This is a genomic window from Aeromicrobium sp. 10G20-16 (assembly GCF_055809665.1).
Map to the genome: position 1 here is coordinate 1,207,849 of NZ_CM147919.1, position 24,627 is coordinate 1,232,475.

The 24,627-nt window shown below is 69.7% G+C and carries 27 protein-coding genes; 7 read left to right on the plus strand and 20 right to left on the minus strand.

Going from position 1 to position 24,627, the window contains the following annotated elements; genetic code table 11:
• Window positions 1–97: 97 nt before the first annotated feature.
• The 8 genes from AC0L5F_RS06100 to AC0L5F_RS06135 all read right to left on the minus strand — a co-directional run bounded on the left by AC0L5F_RS06100 (window position 98) and on the right by AC0L5F_RS06135 (window position 6,741).
• The gene (locus AC0L5F_RS06100; protein ID WP_473315727.1) at window positions 98–922 is read right to left on the minus strand and encodes a PHP domain-containing protein; all 825 of its coding nucleotides are present in this window, start codon (window positions 920–922) and stop codon (window positions 98–100) included.
• 9 nt (window positions 923–931) lie between these two features.
• Window positions 932–1,492, minus strand: a complete 561-nt coding sequence (locus tag AC0L5F_RS06105; protein ID WP_473315728.1) for a histidine phosphatase family protein — start codon at window positions 1,490–1,492, stop codon at window positions 932–934.
• Entirely contained in the window at window positions 1,489–2,532 is a 1,044-nt protein-coding gene (locus AC0L5F_RS06110; protein WP_473315729.1) for a MaoC family dehydratase, read from the minus strand. The genes AC0L5F_RS06105 and AC0L5F_RS06110 overlap by 4 nt, the downstream gene beginning before the upstream one ends.
• Entirely contained in the window at window positions 2,529–3,017 is a 489-nt protein-coding gene (locus AC0L5F_RS06115; RefSeq protein ID WP_473315730.1) for a YflT domain-containing protein, read from the minus strand. Before AC0L5F_RS06115 ends, AC0L5F_RS06110 begins: the two co-directional genes overlap by 4 nt.
• Window positions 3,018–3,025: 8 nt before the next feature.
• The gene (locus AC0L5F_RS06120) at window positions 3,026–4,216 is read right to left on the minus strand and encodes an acyl-CoA dehydrogenase family protein (RefSeq protein ID WP_473315731.1); all 1,191 of its coding nucleotides are present in this window, start codon (window positions 4,214–4,216) and stop codon (window positions 3,026–3,028) included.
• Window positions 4,217–4,402: 186 nt separating this feature from the next.
• Window positions 4,403–5,272 carry a DMT family transporter gene (locus tag AC0L5F_RS06125; protein WP_473315732.1) on the minus strand — a complete coding sequence of 290 codons (870 nt, stop codon included), beginning with the start codon at window positions 5,270–5,272 and terminating at the stop codon, window positions 4,403–4,405.
• Between the two features lie 94 nt (window positions 5,273–5,366).
• Entirely contained in the window at window positions 5,367–6,173 is an 807-nt protein-coding gene (locus tag AC0L5F_RS06130) for a WS/DGAT domain-containing protein (RefSeq protein ID WP_473315733.1), read from the minus strand.
• Complete coding sequence (locus AC0L5F_RS06135) at window positions 6,094–6,741, minus strand: wax ester/triacylglycerol synthase domain-containing protein (RefSeq protein ID WP_473315734.1); 648 nt, start codon at window positions 6,739–6,741, stop codon at window positions 6,094–6,096. Before AC0L5F_RS06135 ends, AC0L5F_RS06130 begins: the two co-directional genes overlap by 80 nt.
• 162 nt (window positions 6,742–6,903) lie before the next feature.
• Here AC0L5F_RS06135 and AC0L5F_RS06140 point away from each other — a divergent pair, with 162 nt between their 5' ends.
• Window positions 6,904–7,950 (plus strand): alpha/beta hydrolase, encoded by a 1,047-nt coding sequence (locus AC0L5F_RS06140; protein WP_473315735.1) that lies wholly within the window; start codon window positions 6,904–6,906, stop codon window positions 7,948–7,950.
• A gap of 3 nt (window positions 7,951–7,953) precedes the next feature.
• On the opposite strand, the gene AC0L5F_RS06145 is transcribed toward AC0L5F_RS06140, so the two are convergent.
• Together AC0L5F_RS06145 and AC0L5F_RS06150 are read right to left on the minus strand one after the other, a co-directional pair.
• Window positions 7,954–8,601 (minus strand): response regulator, encoded by a 648-nt coding sequence (locus AC0L5F_RS06145; RefSeq protein WP_473315736.1) that lies wholly within the window; start codon window positions 8,599–8,601, stop codon window positions 7,954–7,956.
• The gene (locus AC0L5F_RS06150; RefSeq protein WP_473315737.1) at window positions 8,553–9,866 is read right to left on the minus strand and encodes a sensor histidine kinase; all 1,314 of its coding nucleotides are present in this window, start codon (window positions 9,864–9,866) and stop codon (window positions 8,553–8,555) included. Before AC0L5F_RS06150 ends, AC0L5F_RS06145 begins: the two co-directional genes overlap by 49 nt.
• 162 nt (window positions 9,867–10,028) lie before the next feature.
• Between AC0L5F_RS06150 and AC0L5F_RS06155 the strand changes: the two genes are divergently transcribed.
• Window positions 10,029–12,191, plus strand: coding sequence for an MMPL family transporter (locus AC0L5F_RS06155; protein WP_473315738.1), 2,163 nt, complete (start codon window positions 10,029–10,031; stop codon window positions 12,189–12,191).
• A gap of 32 nt (window positions 12,192–12,223) precedes the next feature.
• On the opposite strand, the gene AC0L5F_RS06160 is transcribed toward AC0L5F_RS06155, so the two are convergent.
• Both AC0L5F_RS06160 and AC0L5F_RS06165 read right to left on the minus strand, forming a co-directional pair.
• Window positions 12,224–13,345, minus strand: a complete 1,122-nt coding sequence (locus tag AC0L5F_RS06160; RefSeq protein ID WP_473315739.1) for an HNH endonuclease signature motif containing protein — start codon at window positions 13,343–13,345, stop codon at window positions 12,224–12,226.
• Window positions 13,346–13,513: 168 nt separating this feature from the next.
• On the minus strand, window positions 13,514–15,028 hold the full coding sequence (locus AC0L5F_RS06165; protein WP_473315740.1) for an OFA family MFS transporter: 1,515 nt from the start codon (window positions 15,026–15,028) through the stop codon (window positions 13,514–13,516).
• A 95-nt stretch (window positions 15,029–15,123) separates the two neighbouring features.
• Between AC0L5F_RS06165 and AC0L5F_RS06170 the strand changes: the two genes are divergently transcribed.
• Genes AC0L5F_RS06170 through AC0L5F_RS06185 form a run of 4 tightly spaced genes read left to right on the plus strand, consistent with a single transcriptional unit; the run spans window position 15,124 to window position 18,419 of the window.
• Window positions 15,124–16,383, plus strand: coding sequence for a magnesium transporter MgtE N-terminal domain-containing protein (locus AC0L5F_RS06170; protein ID WP_473315741.1), 1,260 nt, complete (start codon window positions 15,124–15,126; stop codon window positions 16,381–16,383).
• Window positions 16,376–16,897 (plus strand): DUF1003 domain-containing protein, encoded by a 522-nt coding sequence (locus AC0L5F_RS06175; RefSeq protein WP_473315742.1) that lies wholly within the window; start codon window positions 16,376–16,378, stop codon window positions 16,895–16,897. The genes AC0L5F_RS06170 and AC0L5F_RS06175 overlap by 8 nt, the downstream gene beginning before the upstream one ends.
• 33 nt (window positions 16,898–16,930) lie before the next feature.
• A complete protein-coding gene (locus tag AC0L5F_RS06180) occupies window positions 16,931–18,085 on the plus strand; it encodes an Mrp/NBP35 family ATP-binding protein (protein WP_473315743.1) in 1,155 nt (384 codons plus the stop codon).
• A 7-nt stretch (window positions 18,086–18,092) separates the two neighbouring features.
• Window positions 18,093–18,419: a sec-independent translocase gene (locus AC0L5F_RS06185; RefSeq protein WP_473315744.1), complete on the plus strand. Its 327-nt coding sequence runs from the start codon at window positions 18,093–18,095 to the stop codon at window positions 18,417–18,419.
• 74 nt (window positions 18,420–18,493) lie between these two features.
• On the opposite strand, the gene AC0L5F_RS06190 is transcribed toward AC0L5F_RS06185, so the two are convergent.
• Window positions 18,494–19,333, minus strand: coding sequence for an anti-sigma factor family protein (locus AC0L5F_RS06190; protein ID WP_473315745.1), 840 nt, complete (start codon window positions 19,331–19,333; stop codon window positions 18,494–18,496).
• A complete protein-coding gene (gene sigE / locus AC0L5F_RS06195) occupies window positions 19,333–19,914 on the minus strand; it encodes an RNA polymerase sigma factor SigE (protein WP_473315746.1) in 582 nt (193 codons plus the stop codon). The genes AC0L5F_RS06190 and sigE overlap by 1 nt, the downstream gene beginning before the upstream one ends.
• Window positions 19,915–20,119: 205 nt before the next feature.
• Here sigE and AC0L5F_RS06200 point away from each other — a divergent pair, with 205 nt between their 5' ends.
• The gene (locus AC0L5F_RS06200) at window positions 20,120–20,656 is read left to right on the plus strand and encodes an O-methyltransferase (RefSeq protein WP_473315747.1); all 537 of its coding nucleotides are present in this window, start codon (window positions 20,120–20,122) and stop codon (window positions 20,654–20,656) included.
• A 283-nt stretch (window positions 20,657–20,939) separates the two neighbouring features.
• On the opposite strand, the gene AC0L5F_RS06205 is transcribed toward AC0L5F_RS06200, so the two are convergent.
• From AC0L5F_RS06205 to dapE, 6 genes are all read right to left on the minus strand, one after another.
• Window positions 20,940–21,299 carry a hypothetical protein gene (locus AC0L5F_RS06205; protein WP_473315748.1) on the minus strand — a complete coding sequence of 120 codons (360 nt, stop codon included), beginning with the start codon at window positions 21,297–21,299 and terminating at the stop codon, window positions 20,940–20,942.
• Window positions 21,300–21,315: 16 nt separating this feature from the next.
• Window positions 21,316–21,477 carry a DUF3117 domain-containing protein gene (locus tag AC0L5F_RS06210; RefSeq protein WP_473315749.1) on the minus strand — a complete coding sequence of 54 codons (162 nt, stop codon included), beginning with the start codon at window positions 21,475–21,477 and terminating at the stop codon, window positions 21,316–21,318.
• A 106-nt stretch (window positions 21,478–21,583) separates the two neighbouring features.
• Complete coding sequence (locus tag AC0L5F_RS06215; protein WP_473315750.1) at window positions 21,584–22,177, minus strand: hypothetical protein; 594 nt, start codon at window positions 22,175–22,177, stop codon at window positions 21,584–21,586.
• 78 nt (window positions 22,178–22,255) lie between these two features.
• Window positions 22,256–22,789: a DNA-3-methyladenine glycosylase I gene (locus AC0L5F_RS06220; protein ID WP_473315751.1), complete on the minus strand. Its 534-nt coding sequence runs from the start codon at window positions 22,787–22,789 to the stop codon at window positions 22,256–22,258.
• Window positions 22,790–22,833: 44 nt separating this feature from the next.
• Window positions 22,834–23,568 carry an LOG family protein gene (locus AC0L5F_RS06225; protein WP_473315752.1) on the minus strand — a complete coding sequence of 245 codons (735 nt, stop codon included), beginning with the start codon at window positions 23,566–23,568 and terminating at the stop codon, window positions 22,834–22,836.
• Entirely contained in the window at window positions 23,565–24,623 is a 1,059-nt protein-coding gene (gene dapE / locus AC0L5F_RS06230) for a succinyl-diaminopimelate desuccinylase (RefSeq protein ID WP_473315753.1), read from the minus strand. Before dapE ends, AC0L5F_RS06225 begins: the two co-directional genes overlap by 4 nt.
• Between the last annotated feature and the right edge of the window lie 4 nt (window positions 24,624–24,627).

Genomic DNA, 24,627 nt, shown 5'->3' on the forward strand with positions numbered 1-24,627 from the left:
CGAAGCGGAGTCGACCTCGAGATGAACGCACGGCGACCGGTGGTGGACATCCCGATCACCCCTCTGACCGATCCGTGGATCTGGGCACGTCTCGGCGTCAGCCGAGCAGCCGCTCGAGCTGGTCCGGGGCCGTGGTGTTGGCGCCGAGGTGGAACCCCGCGCCCTTCCCGGTGCCGTGGTGGTCGCTGGATCCGGTGACGACCAGGTCGAGGTCAGCGGCGATCTGCCGCAGTGCCGCGCGGGCCTCGGGTCCGTGGTCGTGGTGGTCGACCTCGATGCCGTCGAGACCCGACTCCACCAGGGCGGCGATGACGTCTGCGGTGAGGACCCGGTCGCTCCCGCGCGCCCACGGGTGCGCTAGCACGGCACGTCCTCCGGCCGCCTTGAGCAGGCCGATCGCCGAGGCGAGATCTGCGGCGTACCGGTCGACGTAGGCCGGCCGGCCCGGATTGAGGTACCGCGTGAACGCCTCGTCGCGCACGGAGACGACGCCGGCCGCCACCAGGGCGTCGGCGACGTGGGGGCGACCGAGCGCGGCGGCCTCGCGTGACTGCGCCCGGACGTCGCCCTCGGTGAGGTGGATGCCCTCGCCCCGCAGCTTCTCCAGGGTGGCCGGCAGCCGTGAGGTGCGACCGTCGATGATGGCCTTCAGCTCGGCAACCAGCGCGGGGTTCGCCGGATCGAAGGAGTACCCGAGCAGGTGGATGCTCTTGCCCTGCAGGCGCGTGGACATCTCGATGCCGCGCACCAGGCGGATGCCGTGGTGGTCGGCCGCGACCTGAGCCTCGGCCCACCCCTCGGTGGAGTCGTGGTCGGTCAGGGCGACGACGTCGAGCCCGGCCAGCGCAGCGTGTGCGACCAGGTCGGCCGGGTCATCGGTCCCGTCGGAACGGTTCGAGTGGGTGTGGAGATCGATGCGCACGGGCTCAGGTTAGACGTTCCACCGCTGCACGACCGGCGTGCCGCGGTCGTCGCCCAGGACCGACAGGGTCGCTGTCCCGAGATCGAAGTGACGGCCCTCCGCCACGGGCAGGTCCAGCCACCTGGCGGTGAGGGCGCGCAGCGAGTGACCGTGGGCGAACACCAGCGTCCGTCCGTCGACGGACCGGGCGCGCTCGACGACCCGGTCCAGTCGGGCAGCCACCTGGTCGGCGGTCTCTCCGCCGGGACACGGATGGGACCACACCGTCCAGCCCGGGACCGTCTCGCGGATCTGCGGCGTGGTCAGCCCCTCGTAGTCGCCGTAGTCCCACTCCACCAGGTCGTCGTCGACGGGCGCGTGATCGAATCCGGCCAGCTCCGCGGTGTGGACGGCACGACGGCGTGGACTGGTGAACACCTGGGCGAACGTGGTCTGCGTGAGCTTCGGCCGCAGCGAGCGGGCGCTCTGCTCGCCGGTCTCGGTCAGGGGGACGTCGGTGGTGCCGGTGTGCCGGCCGCTGGCGCTCCACTCGGTCTCGCCGTGGCGGACCAGCCAGAGCTCGGCGGTCATCGCGGCACGAGCACCCAGTAGTCGAGGTCGAGCAGCACCCCGGGGGCGTGCTTGCCGTCCTCGCCGCGCAGGGTCATCGACTCGTCGCGACCCTTGGTGGCGACCAGCCGCAGGCGCAGCGCGCCCACACCGGGGGCGGGCGTCTCGGCGGAGTCGAGCACCTCCGACCACGCGTAGACGGTGTCGCCGGCCAGGGCCGGAGCGGTGTGCGCGCCGGCATTGATCGCCGCGACGAGCTGGGCGTTGGCCAGTCCGTTGAACGACAGCGCACGCGCCATCGAGATGATGTGACCGCCGTAGACCAGGCGGGTGCCGTCGGGCCGCGCCTCGGTGCTGAAGTGCACCTTCGCAGTGTTCTGCCACAGCCTGGTCGCCATCATGTGCTCGGGATCGGTGAGGGTCACGCCGTCGACGTGGTCGATCTTCTCGCCCACCACGTAGTCGGCCCACCGGTGGGGCTCCCCCGCGGCCGCGAGGTCGTAGTCGGTGAAGTCGAGTCCGGCGGGCACGATCAGGTCCTCGGCGGCGACGACGTCGGCGAGCTCGGGCACGACCGTCTCGGGCGCGGGCGCCTCGACGTCGTTCTTGCGCACCATGACCCAGCGCACCCAGTCCAGGACGGTCTCGCCGCGCTGGTTGGTGGCGGTGGAACGGACCCACACCACACCGGTCTTGCCGTTGGAGTTCTGCTTGAGTCCGATGACCTCCGACGAGGTCCGCAGGGTGTCGCCGGGAACGACGGGGCGATGGAACCGGCACTCGGCGTAGCCGAGGTTCGCCACGGCGTTGAGCGAGATGTCCGGCACCGTCTTGCCGAAGGCCACGTGGAAGGCGATCAGGTCCTCGACCGGGTGTGGCGCCAGGCCGACCGCGGCCGCGAACTGCGCGGACGACGGCACGGCGAACCGCGTGGGGTAGATGGCGCCGTAGAGGGCGCGGTCTCCCTCGGTGATCGTGCGGGGCGTGGCGTGCTCGATGACCTGTCCGACCGAGAAGTCCTCGAAGAAGTTCCCGGCATTGGTCTTGGTGTGGTCGCTCATGCGAACGGATCGGCTGCCGCGCTGCCCGGCATCTTCGCCAGCAGCTCCTGGCCCTGCGCACGGAACTTGTGCTCGACCAGCACCTCGTACTTGGTGGCGACGACCTTCTGCACCGAGCTGAAGTCACGCTGACCGCGGGTGGCGGCGTAGCCCAGCGCACCCGAGACCACGCCGAACACGATGCCGAAGCCGACACCACCGAGGATGATCGACAGGCTCGAGCGGCTGCCGTCGGTGAACAGGCTCAGGATGAGACCGATCAGCAGGCCCAGCCACGCGCCCGATCCGGCACCGGCCATCAGCACCCGGCCCCAGGTGAGGCGGCCGGTGACCCGCTCGACCTGCTTGAGGTCGGTGCCGACGATCAGCACGTTCTCCACGGGGAACTGCTCGTCGGACAGGTAGTCGACGGCCTTCTGCGCTGCCGCGTAGTTGTCGTACACACCCAGCGACTGGGGGTACTCCAGCGCGAAGATCTCAGCCATGTGTGCTCCTAGAGCTTGTAGTCCTTGAGGAGGGCTCGGCCGATGATCATCTTCTGGATGTCCGACGTGCCCTCGCCGATGAGCATGAATGCAGCCTCACGGTACAGGCGCTCGATCTCGTACTCCTTGGAGTAGCCGTAGCCGCCGTGGATGCGGAAGGAGTCCTGCACGACCTCGTTGCAGTACTCCGAGGCCAGCATCTTGGCCATGCCGGCCTCGACGTCCATGCGCTGGCCGGAGTCCTTGAGGCGGGCGGCCTTGACGACCATCGCGTGGGCGGTCTCGACCTTGGTGGCCATCTCGGCCAGGCGGAACAAGATCGCCTGGTGCTGGGCGATCGGCTTGCCGAAGGTCTCGCGCTGCTGGGCGTACGCGATGCCGAGCTCGAAGGCGCGGTTCGCGATGCCCACGGCGCGGGCGCCGACGTTGACGCGGCCGACCTCGACACCGTCCATCATCTGGTAGAAGCCGTTGCCGGGCTCGCCGCCGAGGACCTGATCGGCCGAGATCTGGTGCTTCTCGAAGATCATCTCGGTGGTGTCGATGCCCTTGTAGCCCATCTTGTCGATCTTGCCGGGCACCGTGACGCCCTGGGCGGTCTCACCGAAGCCGGGCTCCTTCTCGACCAGGAACGTGGTCATGTTCTTGTAGACCGAGTCGTTGCCCTCGTCGGTCTTGCACAGCACCGCCACGAGCGTGGACGAGCCGCCGTTGGTCAGCCACATCTTCTGACCCGTGATCTCGTACCCGTCATCGGTCTTGGTGGCCTTGGTGCTGATGGCCGAGACGTCGGACCCGAGGCCGGGCTCGGACATGCTGAACGCGCCTCGGACCTCGCCGGTGGCCATCTTCGGCAGATACTTCTGCTTCTGCTCGTCCGTGCCGTGCTGGATCAGCATGTACGCCACGATGAAGTGGGTGTTGATGACGCCGGACACGCTCATCCAGCCGCGGGCGATCTCCTCGACGACCAGCGCGTAGGTCAGCAGCGACTCGCCGAGTCCGCCGTACTCCTCGGGGATCATCAGACCGAAGATGCCGAGCTCCTTGAGGCCTTCGACGATGTCGGTCGGGTACTCGTCCTTGTGCTCGAGGTCCGTGGCGACCGGGATGATCTCCTTCTCGACGAACTGGCGCACCAGCTTGAGGATCTCGGTCTGATCATCGGTCAAGCCTTCGGTGCTGACGAGGCGGCCCATCGGTACTCCTTGCGTCGTGTAGCGCTGTCGCGCTGGGGGCGTCGTGCAGCGCTTTCGCGCTGGTGGCGTCATCCAGCGCTTGAGCGCTGGTGGCGTCGTGCAGCGGTTGCTCGCTGCGGTGTGACCTGTCGACTGTACCGACCAGTAGCCGGGTCGGCTGGACTGTGGGTCGTGATCTGGGTGACGTCAGGTGGTGGGCGCCTCGGCCGGCGGGCGCCGCACCACGACCACCGCCAGGCCCGCGAGGATCAGGAGCAGGCCGAGATAGACGCCCAGCGGCGGGGTCTGTCCGAGGAAGATGCCAGCGAGGATCGCCGCTCCGGGAACCTCGAGCAGCAGCAGCAACGAGATGGTCCCCGGCGTCATGACCGACAGCAGGTGGTTCAGGATCGAGTGCCCCAGCAGCTGCGCGGCGACGGTGACGCCCACGATCGCCAGCCACGTCGCGGCGGAGAACCCCACCAGGTCGACGCCGGCCAGCAGCGCCACCGCGGCGAGGATCACGGCGCAGAGGGCGTAGCAGGCGACGGTGTACGACGTGGTCGAGACCTGGCGCCGCACCCGATTGCCGGCGTCGAGGTACAGCGCCGCCGCCGCTCCCCCGGTCAGTGCGAGCAGGTCGCCGGCCAGCGCCTCGCGCGAGAGCGTGAGGTCGATCCCGGTGATGACGAAGACCCCGAGGAGAGCCAGCACCACGCCCACGAGGACCTGGCGCGACGGCCGGGTCCCGTGAAAGCGGTCGATCACGACGATGAACACCAGCTGCATGCTCACCATGGCCGTCGCGGCCGCCACCGAGGTCAGCTTCAGGGCGGTGATCCAGGTGGCGAAGTGCAGCGCCAGCATGACGCCGGCCAGGACGAGGTCGCGACGCCCCTGTCGATCGAGGCCGGCGAGCTCTGCCGGGGCACGCCGAGCGGCGAACGGCGAGATCGCCAGCGCTCCCAGCGCGTTGCGCCACATCCCGATCGCCAGGGCGGGCGCCGCGGCTCCGGCCATCAGGGGGCCGGAGGCCGAGACCCCGAGCACGGCGACGAGAGCGAGCAGCGCGTTCACGAGCTCACCCTAGAGCGGACTAGCCCCAGGACTTCTCCAACTCCGCCAGTGCATCCTCGAGGTGCTGCAGCAGGCGCTGCAGCGAGCTGCAGCGCTAGCCCCAGGACTTCTCCAGCTCGGCCAGTGCATCCTCGAGGTGCTGCAGCAGGCGCTGCAGGTGAGGGACGGATCGGCGGCAACCGATCAGCCCGATGTCGAGGAAGCCCTTGCGGCTGGTCAGGGTGATGTTCAGCGCCTGGCCGTCCAGCACGATCGAGACCGGGTACATGCCGTCGAGACGGGCACCGTTGAAGTACATCTCCTTCGTCGGGCCGGGCACGTTGGAGACGATCACGTTGAACGGCGGGTGCGTGTAGCGGACGAACCCGGGCACCGGTGTCATCGCCAACGGCGCCATCTGCACCGCCGACAGGGCCAGGATCTGCATCGGCGACAGGTCCCCCATGATCTTCTTGGCCTGCCGGGAGCTGTAGGAGATCTCCTCGAGGCGGGTCGACCCGTTCTCGCGATCGGTGGCGAGATTCACCACGATCGCGCCCACCTGGTTGCCGCCCTCGCGTCCGGCCGAGTCGGCGCGCAGTGCCAGCGAGATCGGGACCATCGCGGTCATCGGCTCGTCCGGCAGCGCGTTCTGCTCCATCAGGTAGGCGCGCAAGGCACCGCTGACCATCGCTAGGACGACGTCGTTGAGCGTCGTGGCGGACGACTTGGCGACCTGCTGGATGCGGGCGATCTCCCACGACTGGGCCGCGAACCGTCGCGCTCCCCCGACCGGTCCGTTGAGGATCGTCTTGGGCGCCCGGGGCAGGGTGATGTCGTTGTCACGGACCACCTGACGGGCGATCCTCAGCCCGGTGGGCACCAGTCCGGCGAGCTTCTCCGGCGACGTCGGCGCCGGCACGCACCAGACCCCACGGGTCGAAGCCGCGGGCGTCCTGCGATCCGCCGGATCGCGGCGGCAGCAACCACGGCGGCACACAGTCGCGCGCCTCCGGGTCCTCGCTCAGGGTGCGTTGCATCAGCTTGATCGCGGCGACGCCGTCGACCATCGAGTGGTGGATCTTGCTGTAGACGGCGACGCGGCCGTCCTGCAGGCCCTCGATGACGTGGCACTCCCACAGGGGGCGGTGCCGGTCGAGCAACGCGCCGTGCCAGCGCGACGTCAGCTGCAGCAGCTCGCGGATGCGCCCCGGCGTCGGGATGGCCGAGTGCCGCACGTGGTAGTCGTAGTCGATCACCGGATCGGTGGCCCACCACGCGTTGCCCAGCGACCCCACCGGCTCGGCCGGGCGACGACGGAACAGCGCCGAGACGTCGTCGCTCTGGCGGAACGCGTCGACCATCTCGCGGGCGAACTGGGGCCCGGCGTCCTCGGGCGGGACGAACAGCTGCAGCCCACCGACGTGCATCGGATGCTCGCGCGACTCCGCCAGGAGAAACATCGAGTCGGTCGGCGGCATGAACGGCATCTGGACTCCCTTGAGCGTCGAATTCCCACGGATGGAGCTCGACCTGAGTATGGTTAAACGAGCCGATGTGGCGCACGTCACTGTAGATCACGAACGGACGTCGAACTCTCGAGAACACCGCGTTCTGGACGAACCGTTCTGGATGAACAAGGAGCCTTCCCCATGGTGTCGCACCTGACAGTGGCCGCTGAGCCGCGCTTCATGCCCGGGGCCAGCGCGCAGTCGCGGATGCTGGGTCTCGGCCTGCGTCACACCGTCCGCCCCCTGCTCGGCGTGTGGTCGAAGCTTCCCTTCGAGGTCTTCCCGCCCAACCTGATCGACACCGCCGCACGCCTGCTGCCGGTGCACGAGGGCACTCGCTGGCGCACCGTCACCATCGGCGACTGCTCGTCGGAGTGGCTGCGCGCCAAGGGCGTCGACGAGTCGACCGACCACGGCGCGATCCTGTACTTCCACGGCGGCGCCTTCCTCACCTGCGGGCTCAACACCCATCGCCGTCTGGTGTCTCGCATCTCGTTCTCGACCAAGCAGCCCGTGCTCAACGTCGGCTACCGCCAGATGCCCGAGGAGCCGATCCTCACCTCGATCCGCGACGGCGTCGACGCGTTCGCGTGGCTGGTCGAGCAGGGCTACCGCGCCGACCAGATCACCATCGCGGGCGACTCGGCCGGTGGCTACCTGGCCTTCAGCGTCGCGCGTGCCGTGATGGATCGCGGCTGGGGCAAGCCGGCCGGCATCGTGGCCATCTCGCCGCTGCTCGACTTCGACGACACCCGCAAGCGCGAGCACCGCAACGCCAACCGCTGCCAGACGTTCCCCATGGCGGCCGTGTCACGCCTCAGCAAGGTGGCGCACCGCGTCGAGACCCGTGGCGGCGTCGCAGGACAGCGGGTCTGCCCGGTCGACATGCCGCTCGCCGACATGCCACCCACGCTCATCCACGTCGGGTCACGCGAGGTCCTGATGCCCGACTCGGAGCTGATGGCCAATCGCCTCACCTCGGCCGGGGTCCCCTGCGAGCTGCAGGTGTGGGACCGGCAGGTCCACGTCTTCCAGGCTGCTGCGTCGTGGGTCCCCGAAGCACGCGCTGCGATCGAGGAGATCGGCACGTTCATCCGCCACCTCGGCGCGCAGCAGGACGTCACTGCGCCGGCGGGTTCGGTGCGCGAGGCTTCCCCGCGACGCCGTGCGACGGCCGTCAACCACTGACCGTCAGGCCTGCAGATAGGCCACCACGGCCATGACGCGACGGTTGGACGTGGCGTCGTCCGGGTCGAGATCGAGCTTCATGAAGATGTTGCTCGTGTGCTTGCCGATGGCCTTCTCGGTCACGAAGAGGGCTGCCGCGATCGCGGCGTTGGACCGGCCCTGCGCCATCAGCTCCAGCACCTCCAGCTCTCGTGGCGTCAGGCGGCTGACCGGGCTGTCGGTCGGTGCGCGGGCGATCAGGGCCGACACGACCTCCGGATCGAGCACGGTGCCGCCGGCGGCCACCGTTCGCACGGCGTCGACGAACGTCGCGACGTCGGCGACCCGGTCCTTCAGCAGGTACCCGACTGCTCCGTCGCCACTGCTCAGCAGCTCTCGCGCGTACAGCTGCTCCACGTACTGCGACAGCACGAGCACAGGCAGGCCGCGACGTTCGTCGCGGGCCGCGATGGCCGCCCGCAAGCCCTCGTCCGTGAAGGTGGGCGGCATGCGGACGTCGACGACGGCGACGTCGGGTCGATGGGTGCGCAGCGCGTCGGCGAGCGTGACCGCATCGTCGACCGCCGCCACGACCTCGAAGTCGTACGCCTCCAGCAGCCGGGTCAGTCCGTCACGGAGGAGGGCGAGATCTTCGGCGATGACAACGCGCACGGAACCTCCACGGTGACCACGGTCGGCCCCCCGGCGGGACTGACGACGTCCATCGTGCCGTCAAACGCGCCCACCCGGCGAGCGACCCCCGCCAGGCCCGATCCTGCGTCGGGCGAGGCTCCACCCCGACCGTCGTCCGACACGACGACACGAAGCACGTCGCCGTCGTGAACGACGTCGATGGTCACCCGGTGGGCGTCGGCGTGCTTGCCGACGTTGGCGAGCAGCTCGCTCGTGGCGAAGTACACGGCCGACTCGACAGGTGCCGGCAGTCTCCCCGGCAGCACGATCGTCACCGAGACCGGGACCGACATGTCGAGGGCGAGCGCCTGGACCGCCCCGGCCAGGCCGCGATCGGCGAGAACCGGTGGATGGATTCCCCGCACGACCGACCGCAGGTCGCCGAGCGCTGACGCGGTGACACCGCGTGCCTCCTGCAGCAGCGCGCCCGCGGCCTCGGGGTCGCTGTCCAGCAGCTCCTGCGCGAGGCCCAGGCTCATGCCGAGCGCGACGAGCCGCGCCTGGGCGCCGTCGTGCAGGTCGCGCTCGATGCGGCGCAGCTCGGCCGCGAAGTGGTCCACCGAGTCCGCGCGCGACGCCGACACCTCCGCCACCCGCCGTTCGAGCGTGGCGCGCGACGGCGACAGCAGGGCCCGGTCGATCTGGGCGATCCCTCGCACGACGAGCGGTTCGAGCCACCACCACAGCGCAAAGACGACGGGAACCCACACCCACTGCACGAACGCGCTGGCCTGGGTGTCGATCGTGATGACTCCGTAGCTGAGGTCGAACGTGCCGGCAGGCGTGAGGGCGAACAGCAACGGGTAGAGCGCGTAGAAGCCGACGGCCAGCGCGAGCCCCAGCCCGATCCAGGCGAGGGCCCAGCCGATCGTCACCGCCGCGAAGGTCCAGAGCAGATCGAGCCAGCGCGCCGGGTCCGACGCCCAGCCCTTCAGCACCTCCCCAGGCGAGCGGCCGCGGCGGGGCGCGTACGGCGACTCGATGGTGACGCCCAGGAGCCGCTCCGCGAGACGCCGGTGGACCATGGCCAGTGCCTGCAGCATCGGCACGAACGCCAGCAGAAGAACCAGGCCCACACCGACGATCGCCACACTCAGCGCGGTCACGACCACGGACAGCATCACGACGGCGAGCGGGGCCAGCAGCACGTACAGCACCGAGACGCCGGTGAGGGCCGTCCTGCGGCGCAGACCGTCGATGAACGACTCCTCCCGCGGCAGGGCGAGCGCTGTGGTGACGGTCATGGGTCGAGCCTCCCAGATGGTGACGACGCCTACGATCCTGCCGACGCTGGGACCACGGCACAGTGGGCCTGGACCCACTGTGTGAACGGGACTCAGTCCCCTCGTGCCGCGCGGAGGGGATCACCAGAGTTGACGCATCGTCGACCTCTGGAAGGGGACCCCATGTCCCGCAGCACCCCCACCGTCCGCCTCGCGCGCTGGAGCGCCCTGCACCCATGGCGCGCCATCGGCGCGTGGTTCGCGCTCGTGGCGGTCGCCGTGGCGTTGTCGTCCCTCGTCCCGGGTCGCACCCTGCCCGACGACAGCCGGGTCGGCGAGTCGGGCCGGGCCGCCGCGATGCTCGACCAGGCGGGACTGGCCGCCAGCCCGACCGAGTCGGTCCTCATCACCGCTCCGCGCGGGAGGCTCGACCTCCAGCGTGCGTCAGCCGTCGCCGCCCAGGTGAGCACGGCCGCCCGCGACGTCACGGGCGTGTCGTCCGTGGGCTCCCCGGTCGTCTCGTCGACCAAGGATGCCGTCCTGGTGCCGATCGAGATGGCCGGCGACAGCGAGGACGCTGCCGATCACGTCGGTGCCCTGATCGCGACCACCCAGCGGGTGCAGAAGGACCACCCCGAGCTGGACGTGCAGCAGGCCGGCGCGGCTTCGCTCGACCAGGGCATCAATGACCAGGTCGCCGACGACCTCTCCACCGCGGAGACCACGAGCCTGCCCGTCACGTTCCTGATCATGCTGATCGCCTTCGGCGCCTTCATCGCTGCCGGGATCCCCGTGATCCTCGCCATCACGTCGGTCGTCACGGCGCTCGGGCTGTACGCCCCCGTGTCGTACCTGGCTCCCGACTCCGGCTCGGTCGCCAACATCGTGCTGCTGATCGGCATGGCCGTCGGTGTCGACTACTCGTTGTTCTACCTCAAGCGCGAGCGTGATGAACGGCGGCTCGGGCGCTCCACGGTCGACGCGGTCGAGATCGCCGCGTCCACCGCGGGGCGTGCCGTCGTGGTGTCCGGGGTCGCGGTCGTGGTGGCCATGTCGGGCCTCTTCCTGTCCGGAGACGCCGTCTTCACCTCCCTCGCCACGGGCGCGATCATCGTCGTCCTGGTGGCGATCGTCGGGTCCTTGACGGTCCTTCCGGCGATGTTGGTCGCCCTGGGTCGCTTCGTCGACCGCCCTCGCGTGCCGCTGGTGTGGCGGCTCACTCGACGCATCGGTTCGGGCGGGATCAGCGGTCGCCTGATCCGCCCGGTCGTCCGCAGGCCGGTCGTCTCCGCCCTGCTGGCCGGAGGCACGCTGGTCGGTCTGGCCGTTCCGGCGCTCGGCATGTCGACACACCAGCCGACCGTCGACACGCTGCCGCAGGACATCGCGGCGGTGCAGGCCTTCCAGCGCGTCCAGCAGAGCTTCCCGTCCGAGCACCCGAGCTTCACCGTCGTCCTGCAGTCCGGCGCGGGCCAGACCCGGGCAGCCGAGGCCGCTCTTCGGACAGTCGAGACCGACGCGGTGTCCGCGGGCGTCACCGACCCGGGCGATCAGTCCGTCCGGGCGTCATCCGACGGGCGCGTTGTGGCGCTCACCATGGCAGCGGCCCACCCCGAGGGCGACCCGCGCAACGACACGGCGCTCGAGATGCTGCGCGACAGCACCGTCCCGTCCGCGATCGCCGGACTGCCGAGCACCACTGCGGCCGTCGGCGGAGGTGTGGCGGAGGCGTACGACCACGATCACCAGCCGTCACACCTCCCGCTGGTCATCGGCTTCGTCCTGACGCTGACGGCCATGATGATGCTCTGGACGTTCCGGAGCCTGACGCTGGCCCTCATCACCACGGCGCTGAACCTGTTGTCGGTCGGAGCAGCGTTCGGCGTCCTGACCCTGGTGTTCCAGCACTCCTGGGCGGACGGGCTGCTGGGCTACACGTCGTCGGGCTTCATCGTCGACTGGATCCCGCTGTTCTGCTTCGTGGTCCTGGTCGGCCTGTCGATGGACTACCACGTGTTCGTCCTGAGCCGGGTCCGTGAAGGTCTGCGACGCGGACTCCCCTACGAGGACGCCGTCGAGCGCGGCGTCCGAGACACCGCCGGTGTCGTGACGAGCGCTGCGGCAGTCATGGTGTCGGTGTTCGCCGTGTTCGCGACCCTCAGCCTGTTGGAGATGAAGCAGATGGGCGTGGGCCTGTCGGTGGCGATCCTGCTGGATGCCACGGTCGTCCGACTGGTGCTGCTGCCGGCCGCACTGCTGATCTTCAAGCGCCGACTGCAGCACCTCGGCGGCACACAGAGCCAGGTGCACGACCACGAACGGGTCCCCGAGCTGCAGACCGTCTGACCTGCCCGTCGAGACTCACGACGGCGCAGGTGTCAGGCGGCGTGGATGATGAGGTCGCCTGCGGGGTCGACGGTCAGGTGTGTCTTTTGTCGGTGGTGTCGGCGGCAGAGGGCTCGGAGGTTTGCTGCGTTGGTGGGGCCTCTGGGGTGGGGGATGTGGTGGTCGAGGTCTGATTCGGTGGCGGGCCGGTTGCAGTGGGCGACTCGACAGGTGCCGTCGCGGATCTCGATGGCTGTTCTGAGTGCCGGTGATGGTGTGTAGCCGAGTTCGGTGATGTCGAGGATCCGGCCCAACGGGGTGGTGATGATGCGGTGGAACAGGGTGCCGGGTTGTTGAGCCAGGTCGCGGACCATGTCGGCGGGGAGGGCGTAGTCGCCGTCGAAGGACTCACCGGGTTCGTTGGTGTATCCGGCCAGCGACGTGACGGGGATGGTGACACCGATGACCGCGCGGCGGCTGACCGAACCGTGACCGGTGTCGTCGAACAGCCACGCGACGAGCTCGTCGGCGCGTTTCTGGTCGAAGGAACGATCATCGGCCGGCAGGTTCTTGGCGCGGCGGGTCAGCTCGTGGTCCAGGGCGATGACGGTGTCGGTGGGCAAGAAGGCGTGGAGCCAGGACATGCCGGCTTCGCCGTGCTCGACGACCACCCGGCGTTGCTCACGCTCTGTCGCCGCTGTGGTGATCGGGTCGCCGTAGGTGGCGACGAACCGGCGCAGCTTGGCCTGCAGCTGTGCTGCGGTGTGGGTGGGTGCGTAGCGGACGAGCTCGTAGTCGAGGTGGATCCGGACGTGGTTGTCATCGGGGAGTCGCAACAGTGCTGAGGCGATCAGACCGACCCGGTACGAATCGATCCGACCAGTGGTGAAGGCGTCCCAGGTGTCGGGCAGGTCAGTGGCGACGCGGCCGTATTCGGCGAGGCGGCACTGGATTGACCGGACCGGCATGTGCAGGGTGGCGGCGAGCTCGTCGTCTGCGTATCCGATCTCGAGGTCACGGATCTCGGCGTTGCGGGCGTGCTGGGCCTCACGGGTGCGGAGCTGCTTGAACGCCAGCATGTCGGCTGCTGTCTCGGCTTCGAGCCGCGCTCGCTCGACCTCGCGGGCGGTGATCCGGTCGAGGATCGCCTGTCCGGGGTCGGGGTGCGTGGCCATGGGTCCATTGTAGTCGAACAGGTGTTCGATGACTACTGTTTTCTACTGATAGTTCGGGTTTTTGTGGGGGTCGAGTCTGGCTGGCCGGTGTGGTTCGCCTCGCTGCGCGGGCCCTAGGGACGAGCTCTGCGAGGACCGTGAGCGAAGCGAAGGGCACGGTCGCTCCGCTCAGAACAGGTTGGCTGCCTTCACCACGGTCTCGTAGATGCCGTAGACCAGCGGGACGGCCACCACGACCCATGCGACGACCAGCACCGGCGACAACGGCTTGTCGACCGCGGTCGAGACCTTCTCGGTGCCGGTCCCCGCGTCAGCGGCGAGGGAGGACTCCGGCTCGTGGAACTTGTGGTCGACCGGCTTGATCGCCAGGTTCGCGAGGAAGCCGACCGCCAGGATCGCGACCATGGTCAGCAGTGCGGGCCGGTAGTCGCCCGACTGCAGGTTGCCGGGCTCGCCCTGGGCGTCGAGAATCCCGTTGACGATCAGGGGTCCGGCGACGCCGGCTGCTGCCCACGCGGTCAGCAGCCGGCCGTGGATCGCGCCGACCTGGAAGGTGCCGAACAGGTCGCGCAGGTAGGCCGGTGCCGTGGCGAAGCCTCCACCGTAGAAGCTGATGATGACGCCGGCGGTCAGCGCGAACAGCGTGGTGGACGTCGAGCCCTGGAACGCCAGCAGCGCGTACAAGATGATGCCGACACCGAGGTAGACGATGTAGATGTTCTTGCGGCCGACCGTGTCGGACGCCGAGGACCACACGAACCGGCCCACCAGGTTGAACAACGACAGCAGTCCGACGAAGCCACCAGCGGCTGCTGCGGCGACCGTGGAGGTGCCCCCCTCGCGGAAGAAGTCCTGGATCATCGGCGCGGCCTGCTCGAGGATGCCGATGCCCGCCGTGACGTTGCAGAACAGCACGGTCCACAGCAACCAGAACTGCGGGGTGCGGATCGCGTTGTCCGCCGACACGTGGTCGGTGGTCACCAGGCTGCGCGCCTTGACCGTGCTCGGGTCGAATCCGGCGGGCTTCCAGTCGTCGGCCGGCACCTTGACCAGCCATGCCCCGAACAGCATCAGCACGAGGTAGATCAGGCCGAGCGAAACGAACAGCTTGGCCACGGCGGACCCGGACGCGATGCCGGTGGCCGTGTCGTAGCCGTCGTCGAACACCTTGAGCAGCTTCGACGACAGCGGGCTGGCGAGCGCGGCGCCACCGCCGAAGCCCATGATCGCCATGCCCGTGGCCAGGCCGGGGCGGTCGGGGAACCACTTGATCAGGGTCGACACCGGCGAGATGTAGCCGATGCCCAGACCGATGCCGCCGATGACGCCGTAGCCGAGGTAGACCAGCCACAGCTGTCCGGTGGCGATGCCCAGCGCGCCGACCATGAAGCCGCCGGCCCAGAACACCGCTGCGGTGGCCATGGCGCGACGCGGGCCCCCGGAGTCGACCCACGTGCCGAACACGGCCGCCGACAGCCCCAGCATGACGATCGCCAGGGAGAAGATGACGCCGATGGCGGTCAGCGAGGAGTCGAAGCGCTCGACCAGGGACGCCTTGTACACGCTGGTCGCGTACACCTGTCCGATGCATAGGTGCACGGCGAGCGCGGCCGGTGGGATGAGCCAGCGGTTGAAGCCCGCCGGGGCGATGGTGTGCTCACGGTCGAGCATGGTCAGTGACATGTGTACCCCCGTTGTGTGATCCAGGTCATACGCTAGACCTGATCGTCCGATGTCGCCTCCGATGACGGACTCCACCGGCCGGATAGAGTCTGGGCGTGAGCGTCACGCCCAGTCGGATCTTCCTGTCCCGCATCGTCGGGCACGAGGTCTTCGACCCCGCGGGCGACCAGGTCGGCAAGCTGCGCGACGTCGTGGTGGCCGTCCGGTCCGACCGTCAGCGCCCGCGCGTGCTCGGCCTGGTCATCGAGGTCCTAGGTCGCCGACGCGTGTTCCTGCCCATCACCCGGGTCACGTCGATGGACTCCGGCCAGATCATCACCACCGGTGTCGTCAACGTGCGCCGGTTCGAGCAGCGGCGCACCGAGACGCTGGCCATCCACGAGCTGTTCGACCGCACGGTCGCCACCCCGGACGGCACCGCGTCCACCGTCTACGACCTCGCGATGGAGCAGGACCCGCGCCGCGACTGGTACATCAGCGACGTCGCGGTGCAGGCCGGAGGCAAGCGCTTCGGGCGTCGCGGAGCCCAGCAGGTGCTGGAGTGGGACCAGGTCACCGGCCTGGCGAGCGAGGAGGCCGGCCAGGGCGCCACCCACCTGCTGGCGACGATGGACGAGATGCGCGCGGCCGACGTCGCCAACGCGCTGCGCGACCTGCCGGTCAAGCGCCGCATGGAGGTCGTCATCGAGCTGGGCGACGAACGGCTCGCCGACGTGCTCGAGGAGCTGCCCGAGAAGGAGCAGGTCGAGATCCTCGGCGTCCTCGACCCGGACCGCGCCTCGGACGTGCTCACCGAGATGAATCCCGACGACGCCGCGGACCTGCTCGGCGAGCTGCCGCCGGCCACCGCAGAGCAGCTGCTGGCCCTGATGGAGCCCGACGACGCCGAGGACGTGCGCCGGTTGCTCACCTACGAGGAGCGCACCGCCGGCGGCATGATGACCACCGAGCCCGTGGTCATCTCCCCCGACACCACCATCGCCGAGGCGCTCGCGCGCATCCGCGAGCCGGAGCTGATCCCGGCGCTGGCGTCCATGGCGTACGTCTGCCGCCCTCCGCTGGAGACGCCCACGGGCCGCTTCCTCGGTGTGGTGCACTTCCAGGCGCTGCTGCGCGAGCCGCCGTCCACCCAGGTGGGCGCGATCGTCGACAACGACATCGACTGGCCGCGGCCCGAGGCGTCGCTGGAGCACATCGCCAACCAGCTGGCCACGTACAACATGGTCGCGCTGCCGGTCGTCGACGAGAACTCGCACCTGCTGGGAGCGGTCACGATCGACGACGTGCTGGACCACCTGTTGCCCGAGGGCTGGCGCGACCAGAACCCTGATGCCCAGGCGGTGGGCCATGGCTGACCGTTCCCGCCAGGACCAGCGACGCGCGCTGGACCAGCCACGCGACGTCCGACGCATCCGCCGCCCTCGACGCGAGGCCGATCCCGAGCGCTTCGGCCGGTTCGCCGAGGCCTTCGCCCGGTTCATGGGCACCGCACAGTTCCTCGGCTACATGACCGCGTTGATCGTGGTGTGGATCGTCTGGAACGTGCCCTACGGGCCGGACCGGCCGCGATGGGACGAGTACCCGTTCATCTTCCTGACGCTGATCCTGTCGCTGCAGGCGTCCTACGCTGCGCCGCTGATCCTGCTGGCCCAGAACCGCCAGGAGGCCCGCGACCGCGTGACGCGCGAGCAGGAGCGCGACGCCACCGCGCAGTCGCACGCCGACATGGAGTTCCTGGCCCGCGAGGTCGCCAGCCTGCGGCTCGGCATCGGCGAGGTCGCCACCCGCGACTTCATGCGCTCCGAGCTGCGCAACCTCGTCGAGTCGCTCGACGAGCGCAGCCGCGACGAGGAGCCCGACGCCGACTGAGCCGACCGCGCCCTCCCCCGTAGGATGGGAAGCATGGCTGCAGTCACCGAGGACCAGGTGCGTGAGGCGCTCGCGGGCGTCGACGATCCGGAGATCAAGCGACCCATCACCGAGCTGGGGATGGTCGACACGATCACCATCGAGGACACCGAGATCGTGGTGCGCATCCTGCTCACGGTCTCCGGCTGCCCTTTGAAGGACACCCTGAACCGCGACGTCACCGCCGCGGTCGCCACGGTCGCCCCGGCGCACAGCGTGCGCGTCGACATGGGCGTGATGACCGACGAGCAGCGCAAGGGCATGCAGGAGATGCTGCGCGGCGGCCAGGCCCAGCGCGACATCCCGTTCGCCCAGGCCGGTTCGCTCACCAAGGTCTACGCCGTCGCGTCCGGCAAGGGCGGCGTCGGCAAGTCGACGGTCACCGTCAACCTCGCCGTGGCCATGGCCAAGCGCGGGCTCAAGGTCGGGGTGCTCGACGCCGACATCTACGGCCACTCCGTTCCCGACATGCTCGGCGTCGGCGACCAGCGCCCCACCCAGGTCGAGGACCTGATCATGCCGGTGCCGGTCCAGCTGCCCTCGGGCGCCGAGCTCAAGGTCATCAGCATCGGCATGCTGAAGCCGCGGAAGGATCAGGTCGTCGCGTGGCGCGGCCCGATGCTGGATCGCGCCCTCGTGCAGATGCTCAGCGACGTCTACTGGGGCGATCTCGACGCCCTCCTGCTCGACCTGCCGCCCGGCACGGGCGACATGGCCATCAGCCTCGGCCAGCACCTGCCGAACGCCGAGGTCGTCGTCGTCACGACGCCACAGAACGCCGCGGCCCAGGTCGCCGAGCGGGCCGGCACCATGGCCTCGATGATGCACCAGCGCGTGGTGGGCGTCATCGAGAACATGTCGTTCCTGCAGCTGCCCGACGGCAGCCGCATGGAGGTGTTCGGCTCCGGCGGCGCCGAGCAGGTGGTCTCCGGTCTCGGCCAGCGACTCGGCTACGACGTGCCGATGCTCGGCCAGGTGCCGTTGGAGGAGCAGGTGCGCGCCGGCGGCGACAGCGGTCTGCCGATCGTCGAGGCCGATCCGGACTCCCCGTCGGCGAAGGTCCTGCTGGCCGCCGCCGACCAGCTCAGCGGCCGCTCGCGAGGCCTTGCCGGCATGCAGCTGGGTCTCGCTCCCGTCGGACGGCTGTAGGCGCCCCATGTTCGGCATGGGCGCACCGGAGATCGGCGTCATCCTCGTGGTGGCGCTGCTGGTGTTCGGCCCGGACAAGCTGCCTGACCTCGCACGTCAGGCCGGCCAGTTCGTGCGCACCCTGCGCCGCATGGCCGACACCGCGAAGGACGACTTCGGCCGCGAGATCGGACACGATCTCAAGGACATCAACCTGCGCGACCTGGACCCTCGGGAGGTCGTGCGCCGCACGATGCTCGACGACTCCCCTCCCTCGCAGAAGCCTTCACCGGTGCGCGAGACCCGCATCCTGCGCCCCGGCGAGAAACCGCCGTTCGACAACGAGGCCACCTGACGTACCGAATTTTGCGGGCTCAGGCACCGATCTTCGATCGAGAAACGGTGCCTGGGCCCGCAAAATTTGGGGAATCAGGCTGCGGTGACCCAGGCGGTCATGCGGTCGAGGCCGTGCTCGATGCGGGTGACGGGGTCGATCTGGGGGTCGCTGGCCGGTAGCTCGTGCACGGCACGGCGGATGCGATGCGGATCGGCGTCGGTGACCATCGTGTAGACGACACCGTCCTCGTCCCACGTGACCACCGTGGGATCGCCGGGTCGGATCCACACCGATGCCGTGCCCCAGGTCTGGTGGCTGAACCCCTCCAGAGCAGCAGGGGCGAGCCGGCCGGTCTGCTCGTACAGCTTCAGGCGCGTGGTGCCGTTGGTGTAGGTGAGCGCGATCGTGTCGCCCGCGTCGAGGTACCCGGCCTGGGTGCGCTCGAGGTCCCCGGCCAGACTCGCGTGGCACGGCCACCCGTCCCGGGTCAGCTCGGCGACCGTCTCGTCGCTGAAGGAGGCCGGCGTGACTCTCGACGTGGCGCCGAAGAAGCCGGCGGCGTACTCGTCGAACGGTGGGGTGATCTCGTCACCGATCGTCGTCGTGCCGCCCCCGACGGCGTAGGCCACTGCAGCGACGGCGACCGAGGCACCGACCAGGGCGAGTCCGGCCCGGACCGGGACGGACTGGCGCACCCGGGCCCACCAGCCCTGCCGGGGCGGCGCCGCGGCCAGACCGGTGAGGCTGGCCAGCAGCTCCGACGGCAGCGGAGGGGCCGCCACGGTTCCCATGCGCGACTTGAGGTGGCGTTGCTGACGGACCGCCTGCTCGCAGGAGTCGCACGTGGCCAGGTGGGCGCGGGCGGCCGTCATCGCGTCGGGCGACAGCTGCCCGTCCACGAATCCGGCGACGTCCGAACCCAGATGCGCCATCAGACCCCGATCGGTCCGATGAAGCGGGTGCGGCCGTGGCCGGGTGCGCGGTGCGACAGCGCTTCGCGCAGCTGCGTCCGGCCCCGGTGGATGCGGGAACGCACGGTGCCGATCTTGACGCCGAGCACGTCGGCGATCTCCTCGTACGACAAGCCCTCGACGTCGCACAGCACCACGGCGACCCGGAAGTCGTCGGACAGCAGCGCCAGCGCACTCTCGATGTCGGGGTCGAAGTTCGCGTCGTGAACGGCGAGCTCGGGCTCGATCTCGGTGCTGGTCAGGCGCTCCTCCCCGCCGTCACCGAAGCGATCCATGCGGATCCGGGACGAGCGGCGCACGCGGTCGAGGAACAGGTTGGTGGTGATGCGGTGCAGCCAACCGGGGAAGTTGCCGGCCTCGTACCGGTCGAGGGAGCGGAAGACCCGGACGAAGACGTCCTGCGTCAGGTCCTCGGCGTCCTGCCGGTTGCCGGTGAGGCGGTAGGCCAACCGGTACACGCGAGGCGAGTGCTCCGCGACGATGGCATGCCAGTCCTGCACGTCCGGCTCTTCCATCGTGGCGGTGTTCACGTCTGTGGTCATGCCTCCATGCTCGACCTTCCTGCTGAGAGAACGCCCAGAACACGCTGACCGTTCCCCGTCAGGATCGGCGACGTGGATATCCTGAGCCCACACATCTTCTGAGGAGCCGATCATCACCACCGCGCAGAGCCTGGCCTACGTCGAGGACTTCGCCCACGAGGACGACCACCTCGCCACCGCTCGTCAGCGCGCCGACGAGGTCGGGGTGACACCCATCGGTCCGGCGGCCGGTGCCACGCTGTCGTTCCTCGCCGGAGCGGTCGGGGCTCGCACCGTCATCGAGATCGGCACGGGCACCGGGGTCTCGGGCCTGTGGCTGCTGCGCGGCATGCGCGCCGACGGCGTCCTCACCTCGGTCGACCTCGAGGCCGAGCACCAGCGGCACGCCCGCGAGATGTTCGCGTCGGCGGGCTTCCAGCCACAGCGGTTCCGGTTGATCGCCGGCGCCGGACTCGACGTCATGCCCCGCATGACCGATGCCGGCTACGACCTGGTCTTCCTCGACGGCGAGAAGGTCGAGTACGGCGAGTACCTCGAGCAGGCCGTGCGCCTCGTCCGACCCGGCGGCGTCATCGTGTTCGACAACGCCCTGTGGCACGACCGCGTGGCCGACCCTGCTCAGCGCGACCCTGAGACCTCGGCGATCCGCGAGGTGATCGGACAGGTCACCCGCGACGACGACCTGCGTGCGGTGCTGCTCCCGGTGGGCGATGGCCTGCTGGCCGTTCAGCGCGTCAGCTGAGGTCGGCCGAGCAGAGGCGCGGGCGGTGCCTGGGTTCGGCATGGCGAGGCGGCTCGCTACGCCTCCCAGACGGGCGGCTACGCCGCGTCGCGGCGGTCCCTAGCGCCAGCGTGAGCGAAGCGAAGGGCACGCTTCGCTGGCGTGACTGAACGCTCGCTCGCAGAGCGAGCTCGGGTCGAGCGTGTAGAGGCCGCTCACCACGCCTCCCAGACGGGCGGCTTCGCCGCGGGACGGTCACGCTTCGCTGGCGTGACTGAACGCTCGCTCGCAGAGCGAGCTCGGTTCAGTCATCATCGCGGGTGCGTTCGAAGTCGGCCGACGACCGGAACCCGGCCGGGCCGCGAACGACACCGATGATCTCGCACGCCTCGATGAGGACCGGCGCCGACCCGATGATCGTGGAGCCTGCGGACGAGCCGGCCTTCTTCTCGAAGTCGTCCTGGAAGGCCTGGCGCGCCTCGTCGCTGACGAAGACGTAGGTGCCCTCGAACCACTGGTGCTTGACTGCCCGCCAGGTCTTGAACCGCAGGCCGTCGAGTCCGGCGAAGCGCTGGAACGACTCGTCCTCGACGTAGCTGCGCAACGCCTTGAGGGTGCCCTTGGGGGCATCGGCCAACGACCATCGGACGGTCAGTCCGAACATCAGACCGTCCCGGGCATCAGACAGCCTTGAGCGCGTCGCCGAGCGACGCTGCCTCTTCGTTGTTCAGCTCGACGACGAGTCGCCCACCACCTTCGAGGGGAACGCGCATCACGATGCAGCGGCCTTCTTTGGTGACCTCCATCGGGCCGTCTCCGGTCCGTGGTTTCATGGCGGCCATGGTTCCCCTCTCTGTCGCACCCCACGGTGGCCGTGGCGTGTCAGAGACCATTATCCCCCACGACTCCTCCACGCCGAAGACCGGCTGTCGGTAGGTGGTCGAACGGTTAGGCGAGGCGGCGCTGCTCGTGCGCGGCCGAGCTCTCGGCGACTTCCTGCCAGGCGATGATCTCGGCCCGTGCGGCCACTCCCGCGGACTCGCTGACCGCCAGTGCGTCACGCGCCGCGAGCAGGTCGGCGCGGGCCGAGGCGAGGTCCGTCGCGGCCGCGGATGCGTCTGCCTCGAGCCCCGCCACGCGGGCCTTCTCGGCCGACAGACGCTCGCGCGCCAGGGCGATCTCGATCTCCGACGTCAGGAGGGCGTCCTGCATGAGACCCATCTGGTTGTCACGCCACGCGATCCGGGCGCTCATCCCCTGCACGAAGGTCATGTGCGAGTCGTGGCGACGCAGCGCGTCGACCCGGTTGCCGTCGGCCACCTGCGCGCGATCGATCGCCCACATCCGGCGGATCACGACGATCTCGGCGAACATCAGGGCAGCCGCGGCCACACCGGCCAGGACGCTGAAGACGGTGGCTCCGGCCAGAGCCGGGACGGTCGACGTGGCCAGCGCCGCGCAGGCGACGACGGCGGCCACGCTGAGCAGCGCGGTCGCCAGCACGAGCTTGCGCGACCGGGATCGACGGCGGGTGGGGGCCATGGTGCTGATCGTAGGGAGAGCGACGCGTGGTGGCCATGCGCCACGCCGAGATCAGCGGGACAGATGTGAACCATGGGTTCAGAGTGTTCGAGGTGATGCTCCGTAACCGGATGCTGGTCGGGCGGGACATCCGGCGAGGTGGTCGTTGACCATGCCCGTCGCCTGCATGAGCGCGTAGGCCGTCGTCGGGCCCACGAAGCGGAAGCCACGTCGCTTCAGCCCGCGCGCCATCGCGGTCGACTCGTCGGTCGCCGCCGGCACGTCGTCCATCGTGACCGGAGCCGGTCCCGGCGGCGGGGCGAACGACCACAGCAGGTCGCTGAAGGCCCCCGCGAGGTCCAGCACCGCGCGGGCGTTGGCGATCGCCGCCTCGATCTTGAGCCGGTTGCGCACGATGCCCGCATCCGCCAGGAGGCGCTCGACGTCGGCCGGACCGAAGGCGGCCACCGCGTGCGGATCGAAGCCGGTGAACGCCTCGCGGAACCGCTCCCGCTTGCGCAGGATGATCAGCCACGACAGTCCCGACTGGAACGCCTCGAGACACATCCGTTCGAACAGCTCACGCTCCCCGCGCACCTCCCGACCCCACTCGTGGTCGTGGTACTCGACCATCGCGGGATCCTCGCCCCACGAGCAGCGTCCCGTCGACGCGTCGGTCACCTGTTCATCGACACGATGTGCGCGATCGCGTCGTCGACGTCGTCGGTGACGTGCAGCATGTCGACGTCGCCGGGGCTGGTCTTGCCGTCGGCCTCCATCGTGTCGCGCAGCCAGTCGACCAGCCCGCCCCAGTAGTCGCTGCCGAACAGGACGATGGGAAACGAGGTGACCTTGCCGGTCTGCGCCAGGGTGAGCGCCTCGAAGAGCTCGTCCATCGTGCCGAACCCACCCGGCAGCACGACGAATCCCTCGGCGTACTTGACGAACATCGTCTTGCGCACGAAGAAGTAGCGGAAGTTGATGCCGAGGTCGACCCACTCGTTCATGCCCTGCTCGTGCGGCAGCTCGATGCCCAGGCCGACCGACACTCCCCCGCACTCGCTGGCCCCGCGGTTGGCGGCCTCCATCGCGCCCGGACCGCCGCCGGTGATGACGGCGTAGCCGGCCCCGCAGAGCTTGGCCGCGATCTGCTCGGCGGCGGCGTACATCGGGTCGTCGGGCTGGGTGCGGGCGGACCCGAACACGCTGACGGCGCGGCCCAGCTCGGCCAGCGCACCGAAGCCCTCGACGAACTCGGCCTGGATGCGCAGCACCCGCCACGGGTCGGTGTGCACCCAGTCGGCCGCGTCCCTGGAGTCCAGCAGCCGCTGGTCGGTGGTGGAGTCGGGGATGCGACCGCGGCGCAGGCGCACCGGGCCCTTGTGGTGCGACGGTTCGGGAGTGCTGGTCATGGGGTCAACCACCTCGTGAGTGCCGAGAGGACGGAGTGCAGGTCGGCGACCGGCACGTGCTCGTCGGCCTTGTGGGCGAACAACGGGTCGCCGGGTCCGTAGTTGACCGCCGGGATGCCGAGCCGGGTGAACTGGGCGACGTCGGTCCAGCCGAACTTGGGCCCGACGTGCGCGCCGACGGACTCGACGAAGGCGGCGGCGGCGGGTCGTGACAGGCCCGGCATGGCGCCGGGCGCCGAGTCGGTGACGGTGAGCCCGTAGCCCTCGAACAGCTCCTGCAGGAACGCGAAGGCGTCGTCCTCGGAACGGTCGGGGGCGTAGCGGAAGTTGATGGTGACGACGGCCTCGTCCGGCACGACGTTGCCCGAGACACCGCCGGCGACGGCCACGGCGTTGAGCCCCTCGCGGTACTCCAGGCCGTCGATCACGACGCGGCGCGCCTCGTGCGTGGCGAGGATGTCGAGCACGGGGGCGAGCGCATGGATGGCGTTCGACCCCATCCACGACCGCGCCGAGTGGGCGCGCTCGCCTGTGGTGCGCAGGTCGACGCGCATGGTGCCCTGGCAGCCGGCCTCGACACCGGCGTTGGACGGCTCCATCAGGATCGCGAAGTCGCCCGCCAGCAGGTCGGGCTGCTCGCGCGCGACGCGGCCGAGGCCGTTGAACTGCGCCGCGATCTCCTCGGCGTCGTAGAAGACGTAGGTGACGTCGCGCACCGGCGCGGCGATGTCGGCGGCCAGCTTGAGGGCCACGGCGACCCCGCCCTTCATGTCGCACGATCCGAGGCCCCAGAGCGTGTCCCCGTCGAGGCGCGACGGCAGGTTGCCGTTGACCGGCACGGTGTCCAGGTGGCCGGCGATCACGACCCGCTCGTCACGGCCGAGGTCGGTGCGGGCGATCAGCGTGTTGCCGTCACGCACCACCGTGAGGTGCTGAAGGCGGGACAGGGCAGCCTCGACGTCGTCGGCGAGCGCCTGCTCGTGCAGGCTCTCGGACGGTGCGTCCACGAGTGCGGCGGTCAAGGTGACGACGTCGGCAGTCAGGTCGAGGGGCACGTGG